Origin of the sequence: Neptunomonas sp. XY-337, assembly GCF_004959845.1 — a bacterium.
Classification (GTDB): Bacteria; Pseudomonadota; Gammaproteobacteria; order Pseudomonadales; family Balneatricaceae; genus Neptunomonas; species Neptunomonas marina.
The window spans coordinates 1-26,340 of the sequence record NZ_SPLL01000009.1; the positions used below are offsets into that span (position 1 = coordinate 1).

General features: G+C 50.7%; 26 protein-coding genes. 5 read left to right on the plus strand and 21 right to left on the minus strand.

The annotated features are described in order from the left end of the window. Window positions 1–241 precede the first annotated feature (241 nt). From E4L36_RS16805 to ilvC, 4 genes are all read right to left on the minus strand, one after another. Window positions 242–841 carry a protein-methionine-sulfoxide reductase heme-binding subunit MsrQ gene (locus E4L36_RS16805; RefSeq protein WP_136681556.1) on the minus strand — a complete coding sequence of 200 codons (600 nt, stop codon included), beginning with the start codon at window positions 839–841 and terminating at the stop codon, window positions 242–244. Next, entirely contained in the window at window positions 832–1,839 is a 1,008-nt protein-coding gene (msrP, locus tag E4L36_RS16810; RefSeq protein WP_136681557.1) for a protein-methionine-sulfoxide reductase catalytic subunit MsrP, read from the minus strand. The genes E4L36_RS16805 and msrP overlap by 10 nt, the downstream gene beginning before the upstream one ends. 76 nt (window positions 1,840–1,915) lie before the next feature. Continuing rightward, window positions 1,916–2,674, minus strand: coding sequence for a CDP-diacylglycerol--serine O-phosphatidyltransferase (pssA, locus tag E4L36_RS16815; protein ID WP_136681558.1), 759 nt, complete (start codon window positions 2,672–2,674; stop codon window positions 1,916–1,918). Window positions 2,675–2,869: 195 nt separating this feature from the next. After that, on the minus strand, window positions 2,870–3,886 hold the full coding sequence (gene ilvC, locus E4L36_RS16820) for a ketol-acid reductoisomerase (protein WP_127695232.1): 1,017 nt from the start codon (window positions 3,884–3,886) through the stop codon (window positions 2,870–2,872). Between the two features lie 128 nt (window positions 3,887–4,014). Between ilvC and ilvY the strand changes: the two genes are divergently transcribed. Then, window positions 4,015–4,884, plus strand: coding sequence for an HTH-type transcriptional activator IlvY (gene ilvY, locus E4L36_RS16825; protein WP_136681559.1), 870 nt, complete (start codon window positions 4,015–4,017; stop codon window positions 4,882–4,884). 77 nt (window positions 4,885–4,961) lie between these two features. On the opposite strand, the gene E4L36_RS16830 is transcribed toward ilvY, so the two are convergent. From E4L36_RS16830 to E4L36_RS16850, 5 genes are all read right to left on the minus strand, one after another. Continuing rightward, a complete protein-coding gene (locus E4L36_RS16830) occupies window positions 4,962–5,336 on the minus strand; it encodes a DsrE family protein (protein ID WP_136681560.1) in 375 nt (124 codons plus the stop codon). Between the two features lie 133 nt (window positions 5,337–5,469). Next, window positions 5,470–5,871 carry an acyl-CoA thioesterase gene (locus E4L36_RS16835; RefSeq protein WP_136681561.1) on the minus strand — a complete coding sequence of 134 codons (402 nt, stop codon included), beginning with the start codon at window positions 5,869–5,871 and terminating at the stop codon, window positions 5,470–5,472. 3 nt (window positions 5,872–5,874) lie between these two features. Further along, window positions 5,875–6,537 carry an HAD family phosphatase gene (locus E4L36_RS16840; RefSeq protein ID WP_136681562.1) on the minus strand — a complete coding sequence of 221 codons (663 nt, stop codon included), beginning with the start codon at window positions 6,535–6,537 and terminating at the stop codon, window positions 5,875–5,877. A gap of 75 nt (window positions 6,538–6,612) precedes the next feature. Further along, a complete protein-coding gene (ilvN, locus tag E4L36_RS16845; RefSeq protein ID WP_127695222.1) occupies window positions 6,613–7,104 on the minus strand; it encodes an acetolactate synthase small subunit in 492 nt (163 codons plus the stop codon). Window positions 7,105–7,106: 2 nt separating this feature from the next. Further along, on the minus strand, window positions 7,107–8,828 hold the full coding sequence (locus E4L36_RS16850; RefSeq protein ID WP_136681563.1) for an acetolactate synthase 3 large subunit: 1,722 nt from the start codon (window positions 8,826–8,828) through the stop codon (window positions 7,107–7,109). Window positions 8,829–9,271: 443 nt separating this feature from the next. Here E4L36_RS16850 and E4L36_RS16855 point away from each other — a divergent pair, with 443 nt between their 5' ends. Beyond that, window positions 9,272–9,538 carry a hypothetical protein gene (locus tag E4L36_RS16855; protein WP_127695218.1) on the plus strand — a complete coding sequence of 89 codons (267 nt, stop codon included), beginning with the start codon at window positions 9,272–9,274 and terminating at the stop codon, window positions 9,536–9,538. 5 nt (window positions 9,539–9,543) lie between these two features. On the opposite strand, the gene rlmJ is transcribed toward E4L36_RS16855, so the two are convergent. From rlmJ to clpB, 3 genes are all read right to left on the minus strand, one after another. After that, window positions 9,544–10,383, minus strand: coding sequence for a 23S rRNA (adenine(2030)-N(6))-methyltransferase RlmJ (gene rlmJ / locus E4L36_RS16860; RefSeq protein ID WP_136681564.1), 840 nt, complete (start codon window positions 10,381–10,383; stop codon window positions 9,544–9,546). 63 nt (window positions 10,384–10,446) lie between these two features. Next, the gene (locus E4L36_RS16865) at window positions 10,447–11,232 is read right to left on the minus strand and encodes a response regulator (RefSeq protein ID WP_136681565.1); all 786 of its coding nucleotides are present in this window, start codon (window positions 11,230–11,232) and stop codon (window positions 10,447–10,449) included. A gap of 122 nt (window positions 11,233–11,354) precedes the next feature. Continuing rightward, window positions 11,355–13,931: an ATP-dependent chaperone ClpB gene (clpB, locus tag E4L36_RS16870; RefSeq protein ID WP_136681566.1), complete on the minus strand. Its 2,577-nt coding sequence runs from the start codon at window positions 13,929–13,931 to the stop codon at window positions 11,355–11,357. Window positions 13,932–14,103: 172 nt separating this feature from the next. On the opposite strand from clpB, the gene E4L36_RS16875 reads away from it, so the two are divergent. Continuing rightward, the gene (locus tag E4L36_RS16875) at window positions 14,104–14,676 is read left to right on the plus strand and encodes an XRE family transcriptional regulator (RefSeq protein WP_136681567.1); all 573 of its coding nucleotides are present in this window, start codon (window positions 14,104–14,106) and stop codon (window positions 14,674–14,676) included. On the opposite strand, the gene tdh is transcribed toward E4L36_RS16875, so the two are convergent. The 4 genes from tdh to rluD form a co-directional block, all read right to left on the minus strand. Then, window positions 14,677–15,702: an L-threonine 3-dehydrogenase gene (gene tdh / locus E4L36_RS16880; protein ID WP_136681568.1), complete on the minus strand. Its 1,026-nt coding sequence runs from the start codon at window positions 15,700–15,702 to the stop codon at window positions 14,677–14,679. It lies immediately after the preceding gene. Next, window positions 15,699–16,892 (minus strand): glycine C-acetyltransferase, encoded by a 1,194-nt coding sequence (locus tag E4L36_RS16885; RefSeq protein ID WP_136681569.1) that lies wholly within the window; start codon window positions 16,890–16,892, stop codon window positions 15,699–15,701. The genes tdh and E4L36_RS16885 overlap by 4 nt, the downstream gene beginning before the upstream one ends. A 138-nt stretch (window positions 16,893–17,030) precedes the next feature. Beyond that, the gene (gene pgeF, locus E4L36_RS16890) at window positions 17,031–17,759 is read right to left on the minus strand and encodes a peptidoglycan editing factor PgeF (protein WP_136681570.1); all 729 of its coding nucleotides are present in this window, start codon (window positions 17,757–17,759) and stop codon (window positions 17,031–17,033) included. A 2-nt stretch (window positions 17,760–17,761) separates the two neighbouring features. Then, window positions 17,762–18,730 (minus strand): 23S rRNA pseudouridine(1911/1915/1917) synthase RluD, encoded by a 969-nt coding sequence (rluD, locus tag E4L36_RS16895; protein ID WP_136681571.1) that lies wholly within the window; start codon window positions 18,728–18,730, stop codon window positions 17,762–17,764. A 142-nt stretch (window positions 18,731–18,872) separates the two neighbouring features. Here rluD and E4L36_RS16900 point away from each other — a divergent pair, with 142 nt between their 5' ends. Both E4L36_RS16900 and nadE read left to right on the plus strand, forming a co-directional pair. Then, window positions 18,873–19,820, plus strand: coding sequence for an outer membrane protein assembly factor BamD (locus E4L36_RS16900; RefSeq protein WP_136681572.1), 948 nt, complete (start codon window positions 18,873–18,875; stop codon window positions 19,818–19,820). An 11-nt stretch (window positions 19,821–19,831) separates the two neighbouring features. After that, complete coding sequence (gene nadE / locus E4L36_RS16905) at window positions 19,832–20,659, plus strand: ammonia-dependent NAD(+) synthetase (protein WP_136681573.1); 828 nt, start codon at window positions 19,832–19,834, stop codon at window positions 20,657–20,659. Window positions 20,660–20,706: 47 nt separating this feature from the next. Here the strand turns inward: nadE and thiO are convergent, their stop codons facing one another. The 5 genes from thiO to E4L36_RS16930 form a co-directional block, all read right to left on the minus strand. After that, window positions 20,707–21,801, minus strand: a complete 1,095-nt coding sequence (thiO, locus tag E4L36_RS16910; RefSeq protein ID WP_136681574.1) for a glycine oxidase ThiO — start codon at window positions 21,799–21,801, stop codon at window positions 20,707–20,709. A 16-nt stretch (window positions 21,802–21,817) separates the two neighbouring features. Continuing rightward, entirely contained in the window at window positions 21,818–22,351 is a 534-nt protein-coding gene (locus E4L36_RS18020; protein ID WP_136681575.1) for a GspH/FimT family pseudopilin, read from the minus strand. Window positions 22,352–22,461: 110 nt separating this feature from the next. Further along, complete coding sequence (locus E4L36_RS16920) at window positions 22,462–22,878, minus strand: type IV pilin protein (RefSeq protein WP_127695195.1); 417 nt, start codon at window positions 22,876–22,878, stop codon at window positions 22,462–22,464. Further along, window positions 22,875–23,174, minus strand: coding sequence for a hypothetical protein (locus tag E4L36_RS16925; RefSeq protein WP_136681576.1), 300 nt, complete (start codon window positions 23,172–23,174; stop codon window positions 22,875–22,877). Before E4L36_RS16925 ends, E4L36_RS16920 begins: the two co-directional genes overlap by 4 nt. Beyond that, entirely contained in the window at window positions 23,171–26,332 is a 3,162-nt protein-coding gene (locus tag E4L36_RS16930) for a PilC/PilY family type IV pilus protein (RefSeq protein ID WP_136681577.1), read from the minus strand. Before E4L36_RS16930 ends, E4L36_RS16925 begins: the two co-directional genes overlap by 4 nt. Between the last annotated feature and the right edge of the window lie 8 nt (window positions 26,333–26,340).

Consider the following 26,340-nt stretch of genomic DNA (forward strand, 5'->3'; position numbering starts at 1 on the left):
TATCTTCATTATGACTCGTTGTCTTTGTCGTCCTTTCGGTGACTCCCTCAGCGAGTGGAGGCGTATTATAGAGACCTCCCTTCTGCCGTCAACACTTATTTCAACTTTTTAATAAAAAACGTAAAAAAACATCAAAACCGGTTAAAAAACATACAAAACCATTTAAAACCGAACAAAAAACAACCATTTCAGATACAAAAAACGCCCCAGTGGGGCGCTCAATAAATGCTATCTCTATAAATTAGGGTCGATAGAATCGATACAGAGATCGTTCTCCGAGGGCGACCAACAGAAATACTCCAAAAACGATAGCATCGAAGTAACTGGCTCTCACCATCCATACAATATGCAGAAGCACGAGCAGACTGATGGAATAGACAGTTTTATGCAAACGACTCCAGCGCTTACCTAACCTCTTCTGCATCTTTTTCGTTGATGTCGCCGCTAAAGGCACCAAACCTAATAGCGACAACATACCCACAATAATAAAAGGCCGCTCGGTGATCTCTTTTATTAAAAGGTCAAAACGCCAGCCAGCAATGAACGTTGCAAATGCTAGGCTATGTAGCACAGCGTAGAAAAATGCATACAGCCCTAGCATTCTGCGAAACCGGAGAACCCAGCGCACACCTATCCGCCTACGCAGCGGGGTTACCCACAGTGATAACCAGAGAAATACTGCTGCCCACAACCCCGTTTCGAGTACGATCTCTTTTGCTGGATCAGCACCCAAGCGCCCTTGGTAAGCCTGAGACACCAGTAGAAGCAAAGGCACTAGAGAAACTAAGAAGATCCCCCACCACAAACATAACTGAGCAGCACGCCCACGCGTTAGAACCATCGCTTAAGATCCATCCCGCGATATAACGATGCCACTTCATCCGCATAACCGTTAAAAGGCGTCGTGTCGAGAATATTAGGCGAGAACAAAGATGAAGGTAAACGACGCTCCGTTGCTTGAGACCATCGTGGATGATCGACCGAAGGGTTCACATTTGCGAAGAAACCATACTCCCTAGGCGCACTAATATTCCAACTTGTTTTCGGCATGTGCTCTGTGAAGCGAATTTTAACTATCGACTTAATGCTCTTAAAACCATACTTCCACGGGACCACCAAACGCAGTGGCGCGCCATTCTGAGGAGGGAGCGCTTCTCCGTATACTCCCACCGCGAGGAATGCCAGCGGATGCATTGCCTCATCCATTCTGAGTCCCTCGACATAAGGCCAATCCAATGTATTAAAGAAGCCGCCTTGCTCAGGCATCTGCTTGGGATCAAGCAGAGTTGTGAACTCCACATATTTTGCATTACCCGTAGGGTCGAATCGCTTTAAGAGATCAGCGAGCGGGATACCAACCCAAGGAATCACCATCGACCACGCTTCAACACAGCGCAGCCGATAGATACGCTCCTCAAGTTGATGAGGTGACACCAGATCCTCCAGCGTAAAAATACCGGTTTTATTGGCTTCACCCGCAACCTCTACCGACCAAGGGTCTGTAACAAACTTCTGTGCACGACGGCTTGGGTCTTGCTTACCTAAACCGAACTCATAAAAGTTGTTGTGGGTAATCACGTTAGGATAAGGCGTCAGCTTTTCGGCGGTGGTGTAAGCGGTATTTCGCTGCGTATTAGCGAGGTGTTGTCGCATCCATTCTGGACCTGAGTAGGTAGGCCAGTCTTTTTCGAAAGGATAAGATAAACCTGCAATGGCACTGCCGGTTGTCAGCGCTGCTGCGCCACCCATCAGCCCTTTCATAAAAGCACGACGCTGGCGGTAGATAGACTCAGGAGTAATTTCAGAGCTTTTAATCGAATTCGATTTCTTAATGATCATAGTGCTTCCATTACATAAGCTTGCAATGAAAGTTTAGACCGGTAGCGGCTCCAAAATTCCCCCTGTTATAGAATTGTTATACTTTGCGAACTTTACGAACAACCCAGAAAAGCGGACCGGTAAGACCGTAGCCTAAGAAGACCAACCATAGCGCCAACGAAGGCTCAATCGAGATCACACCAATCACAAGCACAATCGCCGCCAAAATAACGAACGGAATTTTGCCCTTAAGGTCGACATCTTTAAAACTGTAATAAAGTGCATTGCTCACCATTAACACGCCGGCTGCAGCAACATAGAAAGCGATTAGGTAAGCATAAGGTTGTGGGTCGAGTTCATATTCGGTACCAAACCACACCAAGCCCGCGATCATGGCAGCCGCAGAAGGCGACGGTAAGCCAATAAAGTAACGCTTGTCGACAGAACCGATTTGGGTATTGAAACGCGCCAAACGCAATGCTGCACCAGCAACATAGATAAAAGCCGCAAACCAGCCGATCTTCCCAATATCCCCTAGCACCCAACTAAATGACACTAACGCCGGCGCTACACCAAAAGACACCATGTCGGATAATGAGTCGTACTCAGCACCAAACGCACTTGAAGTATTTGTCATCCGCGCCACACGCCCATCAAAGCCATCGAGCACCATCGCGACAAAGATGGCGATCGCTGCCGCTTCAAACTGGCTATTCATACCAGCGATTACCGCATAGAAGCCAGAAAATAACGCTCCCGTTGTAAAAAGATTCGGCAGAAGATAGATACCACGATGTACTTTCTTTTGCTCAGGCTTAGCTTGATGGCTTTCTGAGGGTTTGTTTTCTTCGATCATTACAGCTCATCCTAATGGTGGAACTGTATTCTACAACGCAGAACTCAGCTCCGATACCGTTGACCGACAACTCCAACTACGCAGGTCAAACACAGCAACACTTAACATCAACGAAGACTCACCCTAACGCTCATCAGAAACAAAAAAGCCCCTGTTTCACAACAGAGGCTTTTTAAGAGCAACTAAGATGGGTGCTTAGTTTTTCTCTTTGTCTACGATTTTGCTTGCCGCGATCCAAGGCATCATTGCACGCAGCTTCTCACCAGTCTCTTCGATTGGGTGCGCAGCATTGTTACGACGACGTGCAGTCATGGATGGGTAGTTAGTCTGGCCTTCTGCGATAAACATCTTCGCGTATTCACCGTCTTGAATGCGCTTCAGAGCATTACGCATCGCTTCACGAGATTGCTCGTTGATAACCTCTGGGCCTGTTACGTACTCACCGTATTCAGCGTTGTTAGAGATAGAGTAGTTCATGTTCGCGATGCCGCCTTCGTACATCAGGTCAACGATCAGCTTCAGCTCGTGCAGACACTCGAAGTAAGCCATTTCTGGCGCGTAACCCGCTTCAGTCAGAGTTTCGAAGCCCATCTTAACCAGCTCAACCGCACCACCACACAGTACTGCTTGCTCGCCGAACAGGTCAGTTTCAGTCTCATCTTTGAACGTTGTTTCGATGATACCAGAACGGCCACCACCTACGCCCATCGCGTAAGAAAGTGCTAGGTTTTTCGCATTGCCAGACGCGTCGCGGAAGATAGCGATCAGATCAGGGATACCGCCGCCTTTTACGAACTCAGAACGTACCGTGTGACCCGGTGCTTTAGGTGCAACCATGATAACGTCAAGGTCAGCACGTGGCTCAACTTGGTTGTAGTGGATAGAGAAACCGTGTGCGAAAGCCAGAGTAGCGCCCTGCTTGATGTTTGGCTCGATCTCTTCTTTGTACAACTGGCCTTGGAACTCGTCTGGCGTCAGGATCATTACAACGTCAGCTTGTGCAACGGCATCAGCAACGTCAGCCACTTTCAAACCGTGAGCTTCTGCTTTAGCACGGGAAGAGGAGCTAGCGCGCAGGCCAACGGTTACGTCTACACCAGAGTCTTGCAGGTTGCACGCATGTGCGTGACCTTGAGAACCGTAACCGATGATAGAAACTTTTTTGCCCTGGATGATAGAAAGATCGCAATCTTTATCGTAATAAACCTGCATGGTTTGCTCCTAAAAATTAAATGTTGTGCGAATCCGTTGATTCGATGGTGCAAAGATAGTCGATATGCAAAGTTGCGTAAATTGAAATATTAGCATCAATGTATTGCGATTTATGCAATACTAATGCTATGGATACTCGCACTCTCAGAAACTATCTTCATCTCGCTGAGACGCTACACTTTGGCCGCGCCAGCGAACTGTGTCACATTAGCCCATCCGCATTGAGCCGCAATATAAAGCAGCTGGAGGAGGAGCTAGGCGTCACTTTACTCTATCGTGACAACAGAAGCGTTAGCCTAAGTCATGAAGGCAAGCTATTTCAGCAGTATGCACGTGATGCATTGTCACAATGGGATGCCACGCGCCAACGATTATTGAGTGAGGCAGAAGAGCTGCACGGAGAGATCAGTGTTTACTGTTCAGTCACAGCCAGTTACAGCTTCCTCTACGATATTCTCAATCGTTTCAGGCAGCGCTTCCCGGCGGTAGAGATCAAGCTACATACCGGTGACCCAGACCACGCCATTCAGCACATCCTGAGTGATAAAGAGGACATTGCCATCGCCGCACGTCCTGACCATATCCCAAATGAACTCGCCTTCAACGAAGTGGGCATCTCCCCCCTCCTCTTTATCGCGCCACTAGAGGCCAATTTCGACGTGCCAAAAAAAGCGGCGCAATGGGCCGATGCACCGATGATCTTGTCTGAAGAGGGGGTCTCGCGACAACGCGTGAATGCTTGGTTTCAGCAGCAACAGATAGCGCCCAAAATCTATGCACAGGTTGCCGGTAACGAAGCGATCGTGAGCATGGTGAGTCTCGGTTTTGGTATCGGGGTCGTTCCGCAGATCGTATTGGAGAATAGTCCGCTTGCTGACCGGGTAAAGGTTCTCGATGTACAACCACAATTAGCGCCCTATCATATCGGCCTATTTGCACTGAACCGCAAACTTCGCCACCCCCTTATTCAGGCGTTTTGGTCTGTGTTAGATCAGTAGTGGCGCTTGAAATACAAAAAGGCCGCAGCGTTACGTGCGGCCTTTTTATTCGTTATTAGAGAACCCAGGATAGCGTACTAAGTTAACTGTAAGCTGCCCTGCGCATTCATGATCAAAGGCACCACGTCATCAGCACTAATTACCACAAAACGTGAGTCGATCTCATCCTCGGCTACACCGTTGTGAACCATACAGGCTTTACAGACTGCAACTTGACCACCATTGGTGATGAACGCTTCCAGTAGCTCTTGCGCCGGCATAAAAGGAGCGCCGATATCAACACCATCCAAACTGTTTGGCCGCGCTAGGTGCACTGCATCAACCATCAGCATGATCGTAGCAGAGTGGTCCTGCTCAAGCGCTTTAACGCCCATTGTAAACGCAACGGTGATCTTGTTCGGATCGTCTAGATTGCTGAACAGAGTACCGACGAAATCAGTGTTCACTGGCATGACTTATATCCTTCTCTAGGTAAAGATTACACTCAACCCATATATTATATTTATCTAATATAAGTGCAACCTGTTTTACCTTTCAAAGACACAATGAATACCCGCTGCTTCTGACCGCTAAGTGATCGAGGGGCTATGCACCATCAAACAGCGCTTCAATATCTGGCGATAGATAAGGCCGCCCACGCTCATTCAACGCCGTGCCAATAACCAGTGCTTCCACGCAGATTTTTTCATCTGCTAGGCGCACCACCCGCTGGCGAAAGCCAAACTTCACTTTGCTGATACGCTCCACCGCCACCTGCACAGCAAATTCATCACCGCTTTTCAGAGAGCTCTTATAGTCAAGCTCGGAGCGAATAACGACCAGATGAATGCCCTGCTCTGTTAATGCAGCAAAGTCGATGCCTTTTGCTAACAAGAACTCATGCCGCGCATGCTCGAGATAGTTAAAGTACACACCATTGTTAACGATGCCTTGCATGTCCAGCTCATAATCACGCACTTTGAGCGTCACGCTGAAAGGTTGTTGCATCTTCTACTCCTGTTCAATCAGTGGTTTTAACAGTGCAAACGCAGCAGCTAAGTGGGGGACTTCATATGTTGCACCTGAAAAGTCATGCTGCGCAGAGTGGCTATTACGAATTGCAACGACATCAAGCCCAGCGGCCAGCGCTGCCCTCACACCACTTTGCGTATCCTCTATCGCGATACAGGGGCGTCCGGCAACATTCAACCGATCAAGCGCCATTAAATAACTATCAGGTTCTGGCTTGTTACGCGTCACATCGTCTGCCGTCACGACCACGGTGAAGAGTTCCTTCCAGCGATGTCCTTGCAGCGATGCCTCGATACAAAACCCTTGGGAGCCACTTACCAGAGCAATGGGGAGGTGTTGAGCAGCAAAGCGTACAAGTGCATCCGCGCTATCCATCGCCGGAAAGTAGCTACTGGCCAGAAACGCTTGGGTTAGGCGCTCCTTGGTGGCCACTAGGTCTGGCACAGTTGTTGGTAATTGGCGCAGCTGAATCAAGTCAGCCGCGTTTTGCTCTGCGGGCACGCCCAGCAACCGTTGCCAGTATTCATCGCCAGTTATCGTCGCTCCGAATGGAGCGATAGCCTCACGCCATAGTGTTAAATGTGTACCCTCAGAGTCTACGAGTGTTCCGTCGTGATCAAACAGAATAGCGGCATAGCTCATGTTACGCTCTTTCTCCCGCCATGATGGCAAAAAAAAGCCGCTCAATGAGCGGCTTTTGTTGATAGTTTTCAGTGATTAGATGCTCAACACCTTTTCACCGCGTGCGATACCAGATACACCGGAGCGCACCACTTCCATAATAGAGGCGGTACCGAGTGATTCAATAAACGCATCCAGCTTAGCGCTAGAGCCCACTAGCTGCACGGTGTAAGTGTTCGGCGTGATATCGATGATTTGACCGCGGAAGATATCCGCTGTTCGCTTCACCTCAGCACGGAACGCGCCAGATGCTTTGAACTTAATCATCATTAGCTCGCGCTCGATGTGTTCACCCTCTGTGAGGTCAACCACTTTAACCACATCAATCAGCTTATTTAGCTGCTTAGTGATCTGTTCAATCACGCGATCATCACCCACCGTTGTTACCGTGAGGCGCGATAAGGTTTCGTCATCCGTAGGAGCAACGGTCAATGACTCGATGTTGAAGTTACGCTGCGAAAACAGACCAACAACACGCGACAAAGCACCCGGTTCGTTCTCAAGAAGAACAGAAATAATATGACGCATGATTATGTCCTCTCCGTCTTGCTTAACCACATATCGCGCATAGAACCGCGCGGTACTTGCATCGGGTAGACATGCTCAAACGGGTCAACCGCGATATCCATAAAGACCAGACGATCCTTCAGCGCAAAGGCTTCAGTCATCGCAGCTTCCAGATCAGCGTAACGATCAACTTTCATACCGATGTGACCATACGACTCCGCCAGCTTAATAAAGTCAGGCAACGACTTCATGTAAGACTGCGAATGGCGAGACTCATAGTTCATATCTTGCCATTGGCGAACCATACCCAAAGACTGGTTGTTCAAGCAGATAATTTTCACCGGCAGGTCATATTGGTTACAGGTCGATAGCTCCTGAATATTCATCTGGATACTACCTTCACCTGTGACACACGCAACGTCTGCATCAGGGAAGTTCAGCTTAACGCCCATCGCCGCAGGCAAACCAAAGCCCATTGTGCCAAGACCACCTGAGTTGATCCAGCGGTTTGGCTTGTTGAACTTGTAGTACTGTGCCGCGAACATCTGGTGCTGGCCTACGTCTGAACAAACAAACGCATCACCACCTGTGACCTTGCTTAGCATCTCGATAACTTGCTGCGGCTTCATCAGCTCAGAGTCATCGATACGGTAACGACCGCCGTGACGCGTACGCCACTCATCGATCTGCTTCCACCAAGTATCCAGGGCTTCAACATCCGGCATTTTTTTGCTGGATTTGATCAGCTGCATTAGCTCTTCGATAACACCTTTCGCTGGACCTACAATCGGGACATCCGCGCGAATGGTTTTCGAAATAGATGCAGGATCTACATCGATGTGAACGATCTTAGCAGTCGGACAGAACTTGTCTGTGCCATTGGTAACACGATCATCAAAGCGCGCGCCAATCGCCAGAATCAGATCCGCATGGTGCATCGCCATGTTCGCTTCATAGCTACCGTGCATACCCAACATACCGACAAACTGACGGTCCGTGCCTGGGTAACCGCCCAAGCCCATCAATGTATTGGTCACTGGGAAGTTCAACGTCTTAGCTAGTGTTGTCAGCTCATCTGATGCATCACCCATAATGACGCCACCGCCGGAATAAATCACCGGACGCTTCGCTGCCATTAATAGATCAAACGCTTTCTTAATCTGGCCGCTGTGACCTTTTGTCACTGGGCTATAAGAGCGCATTTTGACGCTTTTCGGGAAGACGTACTCAAAACGATCAGTTGGCGTTGTCATATCCTTTGGAATATCAACAACAACCGGACCAGGACGACCTGTTTGCGCAATATGGAACGCCTTACGGATCACCGCTGGAATATCTTCTGCACGCTGCACGCTAAAGTTGTGCTTCACCACTGGACGGGAGATACCAATCATATCCGTCTCTTGGAAAGCATCTTCACCAATCAGGTGGCTCATCACCTGACCTGTGATAACGACCATAGGGATCGAGTCCATATAAGCCGTAGCAATACCGGTGACTGCGTTAGTCGCTCCGGGACCAGATGTCACTAGCGCGACACCAGCTTTTCCGGTAGCACGCGCGTAAGCATCCGCCATATGAGTTGCAGCTTGCTCGTGGCGCACCAGAATATGTTCGACTTCGTCCTGCTGGAAGATTGCATCATAGACATGAAGCAACGCTCCGCCGGGATAGCCATAGATATATTTCACACCCTCATCGCGGAGAGCACGAACAACCATTTCTGCGCCTGATAGTAATTCCACTTTTTTACCCTCAAATCGACACCGACTTACACGTCGGCAGTGAACAGTTCAGAGACTCTGCAAATTGAACATGTTCTGTGTTCGGTATCTTGTTAATACAGACACGAATAAAGCCAACAGCACACCGTGCATATGGCCCATGTTCGGATGAATGCTGGTCAAGGATCGCTTGTACCGGCAGACCTTCTGAGACTTAAGCTGGGTAGTGCTTAGTTTCGCCGCTTAGTTCGGGGTTGCCTACCATAAACGGGCGAAGAAAAGAGGCAATATTCTCCCACTTTGCTATTTATTGTTCAACCGCAGCAAAGCGAACCTTGGTAGGAGAAAAAATGGGCCAAAAGCCGCATAAACAGGGCTGACCTCACGAGATAGGCTATTTGGCAGATGCAGCTCAACTAAAGTCGAGTTATATTGGTTGCTGAAAGTAGCTGGAGAATACTGCAATGAATGTTTCAAGTTTAAAGAACAAAGAGCGCGTGATTAACGAGCTGATGCTATTTATCCGCAAAGTCTTTGCTGAACCAGAGATCTGCCAAATTGCCAAAGATATTGCGCGCAAGCATCAAAACGAGCCTAACGCGCTGCAGCTTATTGGCGAAGAGCTATCTGCCACCACCAACGTGAAGATCCCTATCGAGCACAGCGATGCAGACGACCTGTTCCTAGAGCTGTTGATTGATATCGTCAAGGATGAACAGGCCCTCTACTAAGCACCTTACTCCGGCACAAGCCACGTCTCACGTGGCTTTTCTGCTCCTGCCATCGCTAATCTCTGTGCCAGCCATGGGGTGACGCTCGCAATCTGCTGATCAAGCTGCCACGGGGGGTTGATCAGCAGCATGCCACTACCGAACATGCGTGCAGAGTCACTCGGTTGAGCAAAAAACTCCGACAAAAAGATGCGCCGAATACCTGATGCGACGATTTTATCGATCATCGCTTGATGCTGCCCAGCTTTTAGAAGCGGAAACCAGATAGCGAAACTGCCATTTGGCCAACGTTGCTGCGCATCTTTTATGTACTTGGCAACCTGAAGATATTCAGCTTTCACTTCGTAGGCCGGATCGATCAATACCAGCCCCCGATTGGGCTTCGGCGGCAATAACGCGCTTACCCCTTCGTAACCATCACGATGATGCACCGCCACTTGCCCATTACGACTAAAGTGCTGCTTTATCTGCCGATATTCACCAGGGTGCAGCTCCATAATGGCGACTTTATCGCCCTCACGCGCAAACTGGGCAGCCAGCTGAGGCGAGCCGGGATAGAGCGCAAGGTTACCGTTCCCGTTTAAGGCCTTCACTTCATTTAGATAGGGAGCTAGTGCTTCGGGGGTTTCCGACTGCTGCCAAATTTTCAGGATACCATCGCGATACTCAGCTGTTTTTTGCGCTTGCTCAGAACGAAAGTCATAACATGCCGCGCCACCATGGGTTTCCAAGTAGCTCCAAGGTTTAGCCTTCTTGTTCAAAGCGGCAAAGATCAACGACAAAATAAAATGCTTGTGTACATCGGCAAAATTGCCGGCGTGAAAGCCATGCTGGTAACTAAGCACCGCTGCTCCTAAGGTTTGTTTGAGGTGCCCTATTATCGCCGCCTTGCTGCAGCAACAAAAGCACTAGCGCCGAACGGCCTCAATATATTTGCTCAAGTGCGCCATCTTATCAGGATCATCATCCACAAAAGACACAACAATATTGATAAAAGGGGAGTCTACACGCGGCTCAACCGCCTGTAAGCTTTGAATAAAGCCATTCATTTGGGCCACGCTATCACCAGATAACGCCTCGATATCCACCACCACCGATTCCAGTACGCTGGGGTAGTTACCTTCGTTCTTAATGACGATCAATGCATCTTTTAAGCTCAGATCCTTCACGGCACATTTGAAAACTTGTCCGCCGGTACGCAGCTGTGCCATCCCTTTGGGCTTCGCAACATGCTTTTGAGTACCCGTTGCTTTCAGTTTATCCTGTGCCAAAACACGCCCTGCTTTGGCTTGTTTTGCGGCATCTGGCGCTTGTTGAGGTTGGCCCAGTAGCTTATGCACTTTTGTTACGAGCTGATCTGCTGTGAAGGGTTTCCCCAAATAATCATTCACACCCGCTTGGATCGCTTTAAGCACATAAGAGCGCTCTCCCCGGCTGGTGATCATCAGGAACGGCGTGGTTTGATATTGAGGCTGCGCGCGCGTCCACTTAAGCAGCTCTAGGCCACTCATCTCCGGCATCTCCCAATCACAGAGCACAATGTCAAAAGTCTCTGCGCTCATCAGTTTGACCGCTTCCTTGCCATTGTATGCCGCTTGAGTTCTCGCGCCTAAAAAGGCTTCGTTCACTATTTTGGTGACATGTTCACAAATAAACTTCGCATCATCGACTACGATGACTTTCAGATTTTCCATCGACTACTCTCATCAATCACGCAAACTACAATCCACTAAACATAGGTTACGCTTTGCGAGTGCGCCAACTAAAACGCAAAGAGGCCCACCCGAAGGTGAGCCTCTGTTGAGGTAAATGGCCGCTAGCGGAAGACAAACTCTCCTGCTTCCACATCAACCACTATTTCACTACCCGGCGCGTAGCGCCCAGCCAACAGCGCTTGTGCCAGCGGGTTTTCTATCCACTGCTGTATCGCCCGCTTGAGCGGTCGCGCACCGTAGATAGGCTCAAAGCCCACATCCACCAGCTTTTCCAAGGCCGTTTGTGTCAACGTGAGCGCCAAGCTGTGTTCCGCTAAGCGGCTACGTAAACGATCAAGCTGAATATTCGCGATGCCTGCCACTTGGTTTTTCTGCAAGCTGTGGAACACCACCACCTCGTCGATCCGGTTGATCACTTCAGGTCGGAAGTGGCTGCCAACGGCTTCCATCACCGCTTTATTCATCAGCTCATAGTCATCATCGGCGCTGAAGTTTTGAATCAGGTCTGAACCCAAATTCGAGGTCATCACTACAATGGTATTTCTAAAGTCCACGGTTCGGCCTTGGCCATCCGTTAATCGGCCATCTTCGAGCACTTGCAACAGGATATTGAAGACATCGGGATGAGCCTTCTCCACCTCATCGAGCAACAGCACAGAGTAAGGCTTGCGACGCACCGCTTCGGTCAGGTAGCCGCCCTCCTCATAGCCGACATAACCCGGCGGGGCACCAATCAAGCGGGCAACAGAGTGCTTCTCCATAAACTCCGACATATCGATACGCACCATCGCCTCTTCCGTATCAAACAGGAAGCTCGCTAAGGTTTTACACAACTCAGTCTTACCCACACCCGTTGGACCCAAGAACAGAAACGAACCGTTCGGACGATTGGGATCAGCCAGACCAGAGCGTGAACGTCGTACGGCATTCGCCACCGCAGTAACCGCTTCGCTTTGGCCAATCACGCGCTCGTGCAGCGCATCTTCCATCCGCAGCAGTTTTTCCCGCTCGCCTTCGAGCATTTTGCTAATCGGAATACCGGTCCAGCGCGAAACAACTTCGGCAACCTCCTCCTCACCTACGCGGTTACGCAGCAGCTTTGTTTCCTGATCTGAGCTTTCGGCTTGATGCGCCATCTCTTGCTGCTTTTCCAACTCAGGGATACGGCCATATTGCAGCTCTCCCGCTTTCGCTAGATCGCCACTACGCTGTGCCTGCTCTAACTCGATACGCGCCTGCTCTAGCTCCTCTTTGATCTTTTGGGAGCCCTGCATCACCGACTTCTCTGACTTCCAGATCTCATCCAGCTCTGCATAAGCACGTTCTTGCTCAGTGATCGCATTCTCCAGCTCGGCTAAACGCTGCTTCGCGGCACTGCCCTTCTCTTTGCGCAACGCCTCGCGCTCCATCTTGAGCTGGATGAGTTTACGCTCTAAACGGTCCATCTCTTCTGGCTTAGAGTCCATCTCCATACGGATACGCGATGCTGCTTCATCGATGAGATCGATCGCCTTATCAGGCAACTGGCGATCCGTAATATAGCGCTGGGAGAGTTTTGCCGCAGCGATGATTGCAGAGTCGGTAATATCTACCGCATGGTGAATCTCGTAGCGCTCTTTTAGGCCTCGTAGAATCGCGATGGTGTCCTCTTCGGACGGTTCATCCACCAGCACCTTCTGGAACCGACGCTCCAGCGCTGCATCTTTCTCGACATACTGGCGATACTCATCTAGCGTGGTGGCGCCAACGCAGTGCAACTCGCCCCGCGCCAAGGCGGGCTTGAGCATATTGCCAGCGTCCATCGCCCCCTCGCCCTTACCTGCACCGACCATGGTGTGCAGCTCATCAATAAATAGAATGACCTGCCCATCTTGCTTGGCAAGTTCGTTAAGTACCGCTTTTAGACGCTCTTCAAACTCGCCACGGAACTTAGCACCCGCGATCAGCGATCCCATATCCAGAGAGAGCACGCGTTTACGTTTAAGCCCCTCGGGTACCTCGCCATTCACAATCCGCTGCGCGAGCCCTTCAACAATGGCCGTTTTACCGACACCCGGCTCACCGATCAGCACAGGATTATTTTTGGTCCGGCGCTGCAACACCTGAATAGTACGGCGGATCTCATCATCGCGCCCAATCACCGGGTCCAACGCGCCAGACTCCGCACGCTCAGTCAGGTCAATACAATATTTGTTCAGTGCTTGGCGGTTTGACTCAGCATTTGCATCGGCAACACTTTCACCACCACGCACCGCATCAATCACGCGCTCTAGCGTGGCTTTGGTAAGACCCGCTTGCTTTAACAACCGGCCACAGTCGCTCTTGTCGTCGAGCATCGCGAGCAAAACGATCTCGCCGGTAATGAACTGGTCGCCACGTTTCTGGGCCAATTTATCGGCATTGTTGAGCAGCTTTCCCATCTCGCGGGAGATCTGCACATCGCCATCGGGATGTTGCACGACGGGTAAGTTCGTCAGCGCTTCAGCGACCTTTGTGGTTAAGCTTTGTAACGAAACGCCGGCTTGAGGCAGCAACGGGCGTACCGCGCCATCTTGCTGCTGTAAGAACGCTGCCAATAGGTGGATTGGCTCGATATAGTTGTGATCTTTCCCAACTGCAAGCGACTGCGCATCGGCCAGTGCTTCTTGTAGTTTGGGTGTGAGTTTATCTTGTCGCATAGATCTTCATCTCCTACGTTAATGTCGCTGCCCGCATTCGGCACAGCTGCTTTCCTAATAGATATATGCGGTCATGCTGATCAAACTTCAAGCAGCGAAACCGAGATAGTCCACCCCCATCCATAGTGCGCTACACTAGGCGCGAGTCTGATGGATGCGTTAAGGAGTTATTGTGAAGCACGCTGCTACACCCAATGTCGGTGCCGCGATGAAACAACGCCGTAAAGCACTGGGACTAAACTTGGCGCAGTTGGCTGAGCGTTCCAATGTTTCTCGCTCTATGTTGTCGGAGATTGAGCGTGGTAACGCCAACCCAACCTTCACCACGCTATGGAATATTACCCAAGCACTGGGCGTATCAATCGATCAGCTAGCGGCACAAAGCCAAGCAGAGGGGCCGCGCATCGAGCGCCAAGAGGCCATAGCGACACCTCGCTTGCTTAGCCAAGATCAGCAGTGCGAACTCGTCGCGCTTAACCCTGTGGATATGGCAAGCGATGTGGAGTGGTATGAGCTGATTGTGCAGCCTGGTGGTGAACTGTGCTCTGAGGCCCATATTCACGGGACTCGCGAGCACCTTTCGGTGATAGCAGGGCAAGCACGCGTCGCCCTCGATGGAGGTGTATACACCGATGCTCAAGTGGGGGATACGTTGCGCTATCCTGCAGATATTGCCCACCGTATCGAAAACCGTGGACAAGACATTCTACGTGCGTTTTTGGTGGTCCATAAAGGCCGCCCGTAGCTACCAACTCAAGATCACTTTACCTGACTGGCCAGAGCGCATCACATCAAAGCCTGCTTGAAACTGCTCAACTGGATAATGGTGTGTAATGACCGGTGTTAAATCTAGCCCCGATTGAATCACGCTGGCCATTTTGTACCAGGTTTCGAACATCTCTCGCCCATAGATACCTTTGAGTATTAGGCCTTTAAAGATAACCTCAGACCAGTCGATGGCCATATCAGCAGCAGGAATGCCGAGCATGGCGATTTTGCCACCATGATTCATACGATTAAGCATCTCACGAAACGCGTGCGGCGCCCCCGACACCTCAAGCCCCACATCAAAGCCCTCAGTCATGCCAAGTTGTTGCATCGTATCCGCCAACGACGCCTGCGCAACATTAACAATATGAATACGCGGATCAACCTGCTGAGCGAGTGTTAGGCGATAGTCGTTAATATCGGTGAGCACAACGTGCCTAGCCCCCACATGGCGGGCTACTGCAGCAGCCATAATCCCGATGGGGCCAGCACCGGTAATCAGTACATCTTCACCCACCAGATCAAACGACAAAGCGGTGTGTAAGGCATTGCCGAAGGGGTCGAAGATAGCCGCAAGATCATCAGAGATATTGTCGGGGATCTTAAAGGCATTAATGGCAGGAATAACCAAGTACTCGGCAAAGGCCCCCGGGCGATCAACACCCACACCTTGGGTGTTGCGGCATAGATGACGGCGGCCTGCGCGACAATTACGGCAGTGTCCACAGGTGATATGCCCCTCACCGGAGACTCGATCGCCGATCGCAAAGCCCTCCACCTCACAGCCGACCTCCTCCACAACACCAACATATTCGTGACCAACGGTCATCGGCACCGGAATGGTATTTTGTGCCCATTCATCCCAGTTGTAGATATGAACATCGGTCCCGCAGATCGCTGTTTTACGAATTTTGATCAGCAGGTCGTTGTGTCCAAGCGCCGGTTTCTCAGTGTCGTGTAACCAGATACCTGGCTGAGCTTTCAGTTTGGCAAGCGCTTTCATTGGATAACCCCTAGCTCACGCCCCACCCGGATAAAGGCGTCAATCGCTTGATCAAGCTGCGCGCGAGTATGAGCTGCCGACATCTGGGTACGAATACGTGCGGCTCCCTTTGGCACCACTGGAAACGAAAAACCAATCACATAGATGTCGTAGTCAAGTAGCCGGTCTGCCATACGGCTCGCCAGTTCCGCATCACCAATCATCACGGGAATAATCGCATGATCAGCACCTGCCAGTGTAAAACCTGCGGCTGTCATACGCTGGCGAAAATAGCGGCTGTTATCTTGCAACTGCTCGCGCAGACCTTCACCCCTCTCCACTAACGCCAACGCAGTTTGGGTAGCCTGTACAATGGCAGGCGCCAGTGAGTTTGAAAACAGATAGGGCCGTGATCGCTGCCGTAACCAATCGATCACTGGCTGTTTCGCCGCGGTGTATCCACCAGAGGCACCACCAAGCGCCTTTCCGAAAGTACCGGTTAAGATATCTACCCGCCCCATCACGTTGCAGTATTCGTGCGAGCCACGCCCGTTCTCTCCGATAAAGCCAACCGCATGGGAGTCATCCACCATAACAAGCGCATCATACTGGTCAGCAAGATCACAGATCGCCGCAAGATTAGCGATCACTCCATCCATCGAGAACACACCATCCGTGGCAATCAAACGCACCCGCGCATCCTGTGCTGCTTTTAGGCACTCCTCTAACGCCTGCATATCGTTATTGGCATAGCGCATCCGCTTCGCTTTACTCAACCGAACGCCATCGATGATACTGGCATGGTTAAGCGCATCGCTGATGATGACATCCTCTTCACCCAACAGGGTTTCAAAAAGTCCGCCGTTGGCATCAAAGCAGGAGGAGTAAAGAATCGCGTCATCCAAGCCTAGAAACTGGCTGAGCTGCTGCTCCAGTTGTTTATGAATATCTTGCGTGCCACAGATAAAGCGTACCGAAGCCATCCCAAAACCATGCTCATCTAGCCCCCGCTTTGCGGCATCAATCAAGCGTGCATCGTTGGCTAACCCAAGATAGTTGTTTGCACAGAAATTGATGACGTCATCGCCCGATGAGAGCCGCACGTGAGCCGCTTGCGCGGACGCGATCTCTCTTTCTGCTTTAAACAGCCCTTCGGCTTTTAGCTCATCGAGCTGCGTCTCGAGTGTTTCATAAAATACCTGACGCTTCATGACCGCCTCCCTATCGACTTATCCTGCTTGAGATTACAGCAAACAGGAATAAAATCCATTATACTGGATAAAAAAATCCAACTTATAGAACAGTTGACTGATGTCGGGAAGAAACGTTCGGATGGGCAGCGGCTGTTGTTAAGCCGCGGTTTTCCAGATCAAGGTTGCCATACGGCCTGTGGTGCGATCACGCCGGTAGGAGAAAAAGCGCACGGCATCCGTAAAGGTGCACAAACCTCCACCATAAACCTGTGTGACACCAGCCGCAGCAAGGCGTAATCTAGCTAAGCCATAGATATCTGCCAGCCATTTGCCCGCATTTGCAGAGGGAACAAAGTACTGCTCAGAAGCGGGCAGGTATTGGCAAAACCGCTCACGCACCTCATCGCCTACTTCGAACGCAGCAGGCCCAATAGCAGGCCCTAGCCACACAGACGTATGGGCACGCTCAAAAGCCTCAAGGGTTGTTTCAAGCACGCCATCGGCCAATCCACGCCAGCCAGCATGAGCCGCACCGACACGTTCGCCATCGGTAAAAAGCACCGGCAAACAATCGGCGGTCATAATGACGCACGCCAGTTGCGCTTGCGAGGTATAGCAAGCGTCCGCTTCTGGAGCCATATGCAGAAACGCGGGTAACGCCTCTATACATCGGGTGCCATGTACCTGCGTTAGCCATTGCGACTGCTCAAGATCGAGCTGCTCTAGCAACTGAGCCCGATTCTCTGCAACATGACTTGGCTGATCCCCCACATGGTCGCCGAGGTTAAGACCGGCGTACGGCCCTTGGCTATATCCACCGATGCGCGTTGTTGCCACAGCTTTAATATGGCTTGGCACAGGCCAATGTGGGGTCAGCAGCTCCATCGCTAGTACTCGTCGTCGTTATTAGCTTTGTCTTTCGCCAGCACATCGAGCAACGCGCTGAAGTCCTCGGGTAGATCCACTTCCCATGACATCAGCTCCCCCGTCACCGGATGCCAAAGCTCAAGCTTTTTGGCATGCAACGCTTGGCGCTTAAAGTTGCGCAACGCCTCTTGCATCGCTTCACTAGCCCCTTTGGGTAAACGGAAACGTCCGCCATATAACTGATCACCCACTAGCGGATAGTTGATGTGCGCCATGTGGACACGAATTTGGTGGGTACGGCCAGTCTCGAGCTTCAGACGGATATGCGTATGGGCGCGGAACTTAGTCAGCATACGGTAGTGCGTCACCGCTTCTTTACCTAAACCAACAACCGCCATCTTCTGACGGCTCTTAGCGTGACGGCCCATCGGCTCATCCACACAACCACCGCCGGTCATCACACCTTGTACGACAGCCTCATATTCACGGCCCATGGAGCGATCTTGCAGCTGAGCCACCAGCTCCGTTTGCGCTTGCAGCGTTTTCGCGACCACCATCAAGCCGGTTGTATCCATATCCAGCCGATGCACGATGCCCGCACGCGGTACAACCGCGATATCAGGATAGTGGTGCAACAGCGCATTCATGAGCGTACCACTGCGGTGCCCCGCTGCTGGATGAACCACTAGGCCCGCAGGTTTATTGACGACCAATATGTCATCATCTTCGTAGACAATATCGAGAGGGATATCCTCACCCACATGGTCTTCGATCTCTTCAACCTGCGCGGTAATAACGATCTTTTCGCCACCGAAAAGCTTCTCGCGCGGTTTCATCTGCTTACCATCAACCGTCACGAAACCTTCTTTAATCCAGCTCGTTAAACGGGAGCGTGAAAAGTCGGAAAATAGCTGCGCTAATATTTGATCTAAACGTTGGCCGGTAAGATCACCGGGCACCAGCGCCTCTCGTTCTATTTTTTCAGACATCAATCTACCAATCGATAACAGCAGTGATTTTGCTTCGCCCGCCGTTGTGTTTAAATAAACTGTTTTTTAACCAATAACCACCAGTATACCTGATCCGGCGATGGTCGCCGAGAATCGGATGGTAACGTATCGGGATTAATTCATGCGGTTGGGAAGAGTTTTTAGCGTCATTGCAGTGTGCTTTTTTGTATCAGCCTGTTCGTGGTTTGGCGGTGATGAAAAGCGGCTACCAGACATTCCAGAGCAACAACTTTACGACGAAGCGATTACAGCCCTTGAGCAACAAGAGTATGAAACCGCTGTGGAAAAACTGCAGATGCTCGAAGCTCGATATCCATTTGGGCGCTACTCCGAGCAAGCACAGCTTGAGTTGATATTCGCATACCACAAAAATTTTGAGCCTGAAGCTGCACGCGCCGCAGCAGATCGCTTTATACGCCTGCATCCCTCACACGAAAACATCGACTACGCATATTATTTGAAGGGGCTAACCGCCTTTGAGCAAGATCAGAGTATGTTCCAGCGATTCTTGCCGATCGACATCGACCAGCGCGATCCTGGTGCGGCACGCAGTTCCTTCGAAAGTTTCTCAACTCTGATTAACCGCTACCCTGATAGCTCCTATGCACCCGATGCTCAAAAGCGCATGTTGTTTTTGAAAAACCGCTTAGCCTCCTACGAGGTCCACGTCGCAAACTACTACATGAAGCGTGGTGCCTACATTGCGGCAGCTAACCGTGGCCGCTACGTGGTGGAAAATCTCAAAGAGACACCGGCAACGCCAGACGCCCTCGCGGTGATGTACCAAGCATACGAGCTATTGGGCGAGCAGCAGTTGGCACAAAGCGCCCGTGATGTTCTCTTGGCAAACTACCCAAATTATCCGCTGAAATCGTACAAGGTTAAGAATACAAGCTTACTGGAAACCGCGACATTTGGTCTGTTTGGCTCCGAGAGCGAAACCGATGATCCACCGCGCCCAACAGTAGAAGATAAGCAAGGCTTAGAAAAGCCAGAGAATGAGGCGCAGAAAGAGCAAGAAACCAAGCGCCCTTGGTATCACAAAGCCACCTTCGGTATCTTTGAATAAAGAGGCACACAATGACCGCAAATGAGATCATCCAAGCGATGCATGTACAGCCTTCCATAGACCCAGCCCAAGAGGTCGAGAAGCGCGTTGCCTTTATCAAACAGCAACTACGCTCGTCAGGTCAGCAGCACCTTATTTTGGGCATCAGCGGTGGCGTAGACTCCTCAACTTGCGGGCGCTTAGCGCAGCTCGCGGTTGAGCAACTCAATGCTGAAACCGACAGTGCACCCTACAAATTTATCGCAGTTCGCTTGCCTTATGGTGTTCAGCAAGATGAAGAGGATGCCCAGCGCGCGCTCTCTTTTATCCAGCCCAGTGAGACGCTCACGATCAACATTAAAGCGGGTGCCGATGGGCTACACAACGAAGTGACCGCCGCCCTTGGCAGTTTGCTGGAGCATAGCGATGCTCATGTCGACTTCGCCAAAGGCAATACTAAAGCTAGAATGCGGATGGCCGCTCAGTATCAAGTGGCCGGTATTTTGGGCGGTTTAGTACTCGGAACAGACCACTCAGCTGAAAACATCACCGGCTTTTATACTAAGTGGGGTGACGGGGCTTGTGACTTAGTACCACTATTTGGTTTAAGTAAGCGCCAAGTACGCCAATTAGCCGACTACTTGGGTGCACCAGAAACCTTAGTTCACAAAACACCGACGGCCGACCTTGAGTGCTTGGAACCACAGAAAACCGACGAGTCTGCGTTAGGTTTAACCTATGATGAAATTGACGACTTCCTCGAGGGCAAGCCGGTTAGCTCGTCAGTTCAGGAGCGCCTGATTGAGATCTATACCAAAACAGAGCACAAACGCCAGCCGATCCCAACAATCTACGATTGATCGAGCACTCAGCGGCAATAAAAAAGCGCCATTCGGCGCTTTTTTGTCTAGTTCATTCGCCCTGCTAATTGGTAAGGCTGCGGATCAATGACCGGATCACGCCCTAACAAGAGGTCAGCATGTAGACGTGTCGACGCAGGAGCCAACACTAACCCATTACGGAAGTGGCCAGCATTAACTGACAAGCCCTGCCATTCTGGCACCCCGCCAATAAAGGGAATGCCCTCTGGAGAGCCAGGGCGCAAACCAGCCCAGTGATGCTCGACATCGTAGTTTGCCAGCTCAGGAATAATGCCTATCGCGGTATCGCGCAGCGACGTGAAAGCCACATCTGTCGTCTGCTTATCAAACCCTTCGTACTCCAATGTGGAGCCCACCAGAATACGCCCATCATTACGTGGGATAACATAACGCCCGCCCATCAGCACAACCCGATTAACCAGCCCAACAGGTGCATTAAAGACCATCATTTGCCCCTTCACCGGCTCCACCGGCAAGCTCACATCAAAACGCTTGAGTAACTCGCCCGTCCATGCCCCGCTGGTAACGATAGTATGAGCTGCCTTGATCTCTGCGCGCGATGTTTTCACGCCCCAAACCCGCCGCCCATCACTCAGCAACCCCGTAACCTCACTATGTTCATGTACAGTAATGTTAGGGTTTAAGACCACGCTTTGCTTTAATGCTGCGCCTAGTCGCGGGTTGCGAATGCTGCTTACTTCTGGCATCCACAATGCAGAGTTATGCCCCGGAGCAAAGTTGGGCTCTCTATTATAGAGGTGCTGTGCATCAACGCGCATCATTGGACGATGGTGCTGCTGCGCCCATTGCAGCGCGTCCTCTTCATCATCCACATCAACCATATACATACCACGCTGGCGCAATTCAGGATCCAATCCGGTTTCCTCTAGCAGATCTTGAGAAAGGTGCAGATAACTCGATTGAGACCATGTCGCCAACTGTGTCACTGGCGTTGAGTAGCGCCACGGATAAAGTGGAGAGACGATCCCGCCTCCTGCCCAAGACGACTCGCGCGCACATTCGCCCTTATCAATCAGTGCGACTGTTGCACCTGCCTGAGCCAACTCACGCGCTAGCATCATACCGATAACGCCAGCACCCACGATTGCAAAATCATTCACTCTATTCACCACCAAACTACCAGTTTTGCTCTGATCGAATACGACCAACATTGTTGAGGACGAGTTTCTTTTGATAACCACTCGCGGTGTGCAGCAACTCAAACGTACCGTTGGCAAGCGCTGGCCGGCCTGAGCCTGCATAGACTAAGTAATCACCGCGACCCCAGCTTACTGCCAGCCCCGCGGAGAAATCAACTTGATAGATCAACGTATCGCTCCCTGGCGTAAAGCGCCTATCGCGATTGGCATCATGGAAGACTAACATCCCGTGCTGCCAAGGCTTACGCCCTCTGCCTGATGTCCCCGCACATTGGGAAACGCCGTCTGCAACACTGCACACGTGTAGCGCATTACCTGTTTTGACAGCTTCCGAGCGGGCCTGGCGAAGGACTTCTCGTACCTGCAGGCTACCCGTATTGAGATCGATTTTAGCGATAAGGTCGGTGAATGCGGGAACCGCAACCGTAATAAGCACGATCGCAACTGTAGTGGTCACCATAAGCTCAATGAGCGTGAAGCCGCATTGAGCACGCGAGATTTTGATATCCATATCCCTTCCAACATCCTTGTTGTCCGCTCAATGAGTGAGGCTTTTCCGTTGCCTACTTCGAGTCAATGCTCACCAAATCCATTTGGTATTCATAGCACTGAAATTACATACTACTGCCAACAGTAAGCGACATCCTTCGAACCGGTTTCAGATCGCACGCCTAGGTTGTTAATACCCAGCGTGCCGCATTTACTATCTCCCGATTGAGCCCCCTTTGGCACGGCAGTAATCGTGTAGGTCGTGCCTGCGCCGTTTACAACAGGTAACGGGAAGTTGTAACGATCCGCTAAGTCGTTTGTACAGCCGCTTAACGGCCAATCCGCAGCGCCAATGGCATAGCTCATCGGCGTTGCTGTCGCAAACCGGCGTTCCATCCCTTGCCCCAACTCCAGCAAACACCCTGTTGCGGTAGCACGCCACGTATTTAGAACATGCTCTTGGTAGCTCGGTAACGCAACGGCTGCCAAGATGGCAACGATAGCGACCGAGATCATCAACTCAATTAACGAGAAGCCGAACTGCTTCATTCCGTAAAGACCTCGATTTTTGTAATTAGGGGTAGCTGCTTCTTTTTGCCAACTGTGTACTCAAACTTGATCTGCATATTTCGCTTGAGAGACATTATGGAAATAGGCTTACCCATCTCGGTTACTGGGGCATATTTAGCGATCTTATAGCGATCTCCTTCAACCACCAGCTCACGTTTCTCCGCAGTAATTTTGATCTTTTCGATTGAGCCCATGAAGAACAGCGGCTTGGCAGAGGCCATTGCACTCGCTAATGCGAGTATCAACACTATTGTCCACCGGTAAAGATTCATCATTGTGTGACCTCCTGCCAAGACTGACGGTTTTGTAGAAGTGCGTTTGCGTTTGCTCCCAAGCGCTCTAAGCCAAGATAGATCTGCTCACCAAAGTCATCCACCATGGTATTGAAGCCAGCGGCCTCTCCCACTTGGACGCCCGTGTAAGGGCCGTCTTTAGAATCAAACTTACCATCTTCGTAAAGATCCCAAGTCGATTGCAGCTGCTTGCCATCTTTACTACCAAGTTGATAGATCCAAGAAACACCACCAGGTAAACATTCATCATTTCCGGGTGTTGTGGAGATAAAGAAGACTCGATCACCGCGCACTTCAGGCGCGTTAATAACACGCTCCCCGTTTTCAGCGCCATATTTCAGATCGAGATACCAACCTTGCTCGTTTGTCATCGCGTAGTCAGAAGTCTCTCTCACCAGACGAGGCTCGGTCGTATCATCAGCGGGGTCATCAGTACCTTTTGTATCGGTAAATGTTGCCGTTTTCTCAGATGTAATAATCTGTTTAAGGAGATTGCTTCGTGATACCGGTGCGCCTTTATCTAGGATGCCATAAAGGCTCTGTAACCCGCCGGCTGCTGCATTGTTATCATCGATCTCTAGGTGTTTACCAGTTCCGAAAAACACCATCAATCCAACACCATCACTTGTAAAGCCAGTGGATATACCCGACGTTATCGGCTGAGTTGTACCACAACTGCCGCTTGGGCAAGCCGTAAACAGTTTATAGCCTAGTTTCCAGCTAGAGGTTGAGCTGCCGGTGACATCAAACTTCCAAACATTGCCAAATAGATCTCCTGCATAGATGTAATCCGCTTTAAAGTCGCCATCTACATCAACGGGTGTCGCCGTTGATATTCCATTAGGCCGGTTCTTACCGGTCGGATCGGCACTCGCACCCACACCAGTATTGAGCTTAATGAAGTTCTTGCTGGCAAGGTCAACAATGTAAACAACCGCGTTACCTGTCCCGCTGACATGATCGTCGCTCACGGTGTTGTTATAGCCATTGCCAAATACAGCGTACCAACGGCCATCTTGCATCTTAACGATCTTTGGACGCCCATAAACGTATCCAAGGTCAGCATCGTCGGCATCAGTGAACTCCCACATGAAAAGGTTCGCAGCATTGCTATCTGACTCACCGAAGCTGGCGGGGTTAGTCACATCAAGGGCATAAACACTTTGCGCACCTTTACCTAATCCACCTGTCAGTACCGTTCTCCATGCACCATTCACGAACGCATCAACAACCGTTGGCGTCGCATCTACAAAGTAGCGGTGGGTATAACCGGTATCAGCCAGCTCTTTTAATCTAGGCAGCAAAGATCCTGGGACAAAAGCCATACGCTCCACCCCTGTGTTGGCATTAAAGCCATGCAACATACCATCGTTTGCGCCGACATAGATCATGGGTTCACGGTTGCGATTCGCAGCAACAAACGATGAGTAATCGGGCCCTTCTAAGCTATCTTTATATCGCCCATTAGGACGCCCTTTGTACTGAGGTGCAGAGTTAACAATATCTGCTAATGCGGAGGTTCTTGTACGGTAACCACTGACATCGAAACTCGCATCGCTGGTATTACGCCCACGTAGGTACTGCAACATCGCCTGCTCACCATTGAAGAACTCTGTACGCTGAGCAGCGTTGAATGTTCCCCAACGAAAGCGCTTACCGCTATTCCCTAGGTTGGTAAATATGCGCCGAGAGTTCCACCCGGGCATCTTATCCTCTGCACTCCATTGCGCACCTTGAGGACCGCTACCACTGGTTAAAACATCGCCATAGTCCGGGCTCGTTTTATCTGTCTCAACCCCAAAACTCAGCAGGTCACCGCTCCAATCAGCGGTATGGAACTTCGCTTGATATACCGAGGATCCAGACTGAACACGCCCGGTATTTGCCGCAACAGCCGTGGCACTCGTGGATTTATCAGAGATATCTAGCAGCGCCCGTTTAAGAACGTCAGTTAACTGTTGAGCATTGGTGGCCGTGAAGTACAAACCGTTCCCGTACTGCGCGGCATCTTGCAACATATTGTTTTGCGTCGCAAAACCGACGGTATAGGTGTACATGTTTTGTACTTTGAACAATGGGTCGTTGTAGCTCTGCCCCGAATTATCTGGAGCAGTGGTATTTTTAAAGTCGATATCCCAAGCGAATTTGGCTATATCGTCCAAATAAAGTGTGCCACCTTCACCATCACTGTTAGGATCAAAACCATCAGAAAAGTGCGGAAAATTTGGGTGCTGGCTTGAGCTCGTAGCAGGGTGCAAGCCATCCCAATCAGGAAACGCACTGCCTGCTGGCACATCCTTATCGCCAGAAGGAAAGCTTGTCGGAAAGGTCTTGTCCCGGGTTGGGAAGCCATCAGTAATCGCTATCGTAAAGTTTGACTGGCAGCGATATTGAATGGGACTTGTGTATGAGACATTCCGATAAGGGCTCGTCATCCCACGGAAATAGCGAGTCACCTCATAGAGAGCTTCAGCCAATGGCGTCCATGTGCTAGCGGTGTAGCCGGATATGGAGCTGATAATACTAGCGGTGTTAGCTCCACAAGACTGATCAACAGTAGCGCCATCGTTGGAACTATTAAAACGCGCTACACCAAAGCGCATCTTCGGGGTGTTTTGTACAATGTCAGAGGCTACCTGCTTTGCCACCCCCATACGCGTCTGCTGCGGAAAACCCGCAACAGCACGAAGGTCGGTGCCACTGGGGTACTTATCCAGTAGGTAGTTGAGGTACTCGCCGTAATATCGAGTATCCCCTGACCCTTCTGGCGTTGGCGCAATCATACATTTATGCGTGTTGGTGCTCGGTTTAAGAAAACGCCTATGTGGCCAAGAGCAACTACCATCATCCATGTAGCCAAAATAATAGGTGTTGCCATTATTTATCCAATAATAGTTACCGTTGGTATGCAAATACGCCCAACGATCAGCATTGCCCAGCGTTCCAGGAACAAAGCCATCTTCAAACACCATATTGTTCATGCTGCCCGAGTTATCAATCAGTAACATGACATTTGGCTCAACACTACTCGAGACAGATAGCGGGGTATCCGCCAAATCTAGCGGGGCCGCGGAAGAGTGCGCTGAATACACCAGCGCACTGGCCAGCAGCAAACGGTATGATGAGTTATTTCCCGACACAGACTCTC

What these genes read in the sequence shown, in the direction of transcription:
- E4L36_RS16920 (WP_127695195.1), bottom strand. Translation starts at nt 22,878, where the DNA reads ATGAAGCAGTTCGGCTTCTCGTTAATTGAGTTGATGATCTCGGTCGCT.
- E4L36_RS16830 (WP_136681560.1), bottom strand. Translation starts at nt 5,336, where the DNA reads ATGCCAGTGAACACTGATTTCGTCGGTACTCTGTTCAGCAATCTAGAC.
- ilvN (WP_127695222.1), bottom strand. Translation starts at nt 7,104, where the DNA reads ATGCGTCATATTATTTCTGTTCTTCTTGAGAACGAACCGGGTGCTTTG.
- E4L36_RS16885 (WP_136681569.1), bottom strand. Translation starts at nt 16,892, where the DNA reads ATGAAGCGTCAGGTATTTTATGAAACACTCGAGACGCAGCTCGATGAG.
- ilvY (WP_136681559.1), top strand. Translation starts at nt 4,015, where the DNA reads ATGGATACTCGCACTCTCAGAAACTATCTTCATCTCGCTGAGACGCTA.
- ilvC (WP_127695232.1), bottom strand. Translation starts at nt 3,886, where the DNA reads ATGCAGGTTTATTACGATAAAGATTGCGATCTTTCTATCATCCAGGGC.
- rluD (WP_136681571.1), bottom strand. Translation starts at nt 18,730, where the DNA reads ATGTCTGAAAAAATAGAACGAGAGGCGCTGGTGCCCGGTGATCTTACC.
- clpB (WP_136681566.1), bottom strand. Translation starts at nt 13,931, where the DNA reads ATGCGACAAGATAAACTCACACCCAAACTACAAGAAGCACTGGCCGAT.
- E4L36_RS16865 (WP_136681565.1), bottom strand. Translation starts at nt 11,232, where the DNA reads ATGGAAAATCTGAAAGTCATCGTAGTCGATGATGCGAAGTTTATTTGT.
- E4L36_RS16840 (WP_136681562.1), bottom strand. Translation starts at nt 6,537, where the DNA reads ATGAGCTATGCCGCTATTCTGTTTGATCACGACGGAACACTCGTAGAC.
- E4L36_RS16925 (WP_136681576.1), bottom strand. Translation starts at nt 23,174, where the DNA reads ATGATGAATCTTTACCGGTGGACAATAGTGTTGATACTCGCATTAGCG.
- msrP (WP_136681557.1), bottom strand. Translation starts at nt 1,839, where the DNA reads ATGATCATTAAGAAATCGAATTCGATTAAAAGCTCTGAAATTACTCCT.
- E4L36_RS16805 (WP_136681556.1), bottom strand. Translation starts at nt 841, where the DNA reads ATGGTTCTAACGCGTGGGCGTGCTGCTCAGTTATGTTTGTGGTGGGGG.
- E4L36_RS16900 (WP_136681572.1), top strand. Translation starts at nt 18,873, where the DNA reads ATGCGGTTGGGAAGAGTTTTTAGCGTCATTGCAGTGTGCTTTTTTGTA.
- E4L36_RS16835 (WP_136681561.1), bottom strand. Translation starts at nt 5,871, where the DNA reads ATGCAACAACCTTTCAGCGTGACGCTCAAAGTGCGTGATTATGAGCTG.
- E4L36_RS16855 (WP_127695218.1), top strand. Translation starts at nt 9,272, where the DNA reads ATGAATGTTTCAAGTTTAAAGAACAAAGAGCGCGTGATTAACGAGCTG.
- E4L36_RS18020 (WP_136681575.1), bottom strand. Translation starts at nt 22,351, where the DNA reads ATGGATATCAAAATCTCGCGTGCTCAATGCGGCTTCACGCTCATTGAG.
- nadE (WP_136681573.1), top strand. Translation starts at nt 19,832, where the DNA reads ATGACCGCAAATGAGATCATCCAAGCGATGCATGTACAGCCTTCCATA.
- pgeF (WP_136681570.1), bottom strand. Translation starts at nt 17,759, where the DNA reads ATGGAGCTGCTGACCCCACATTGGCCTGTGCCAAGCCATATTAAAGCT.
- pssA (WP_136681558.1), bottom strand. Translation starts at nt 2,674, where the DNA reads ATGATCGAAGAAAACAAACCCTCAGAAAGCCATCAAGCTAAGCCTGAG.
- tdh (WP_136681568.1), bottom strand. Translation starts at nt 15,702, where the DNA reads ATGAAAGCGCTTGCCAAACTGAAAGCTCAGCCAGGTATCTGGTTACAC.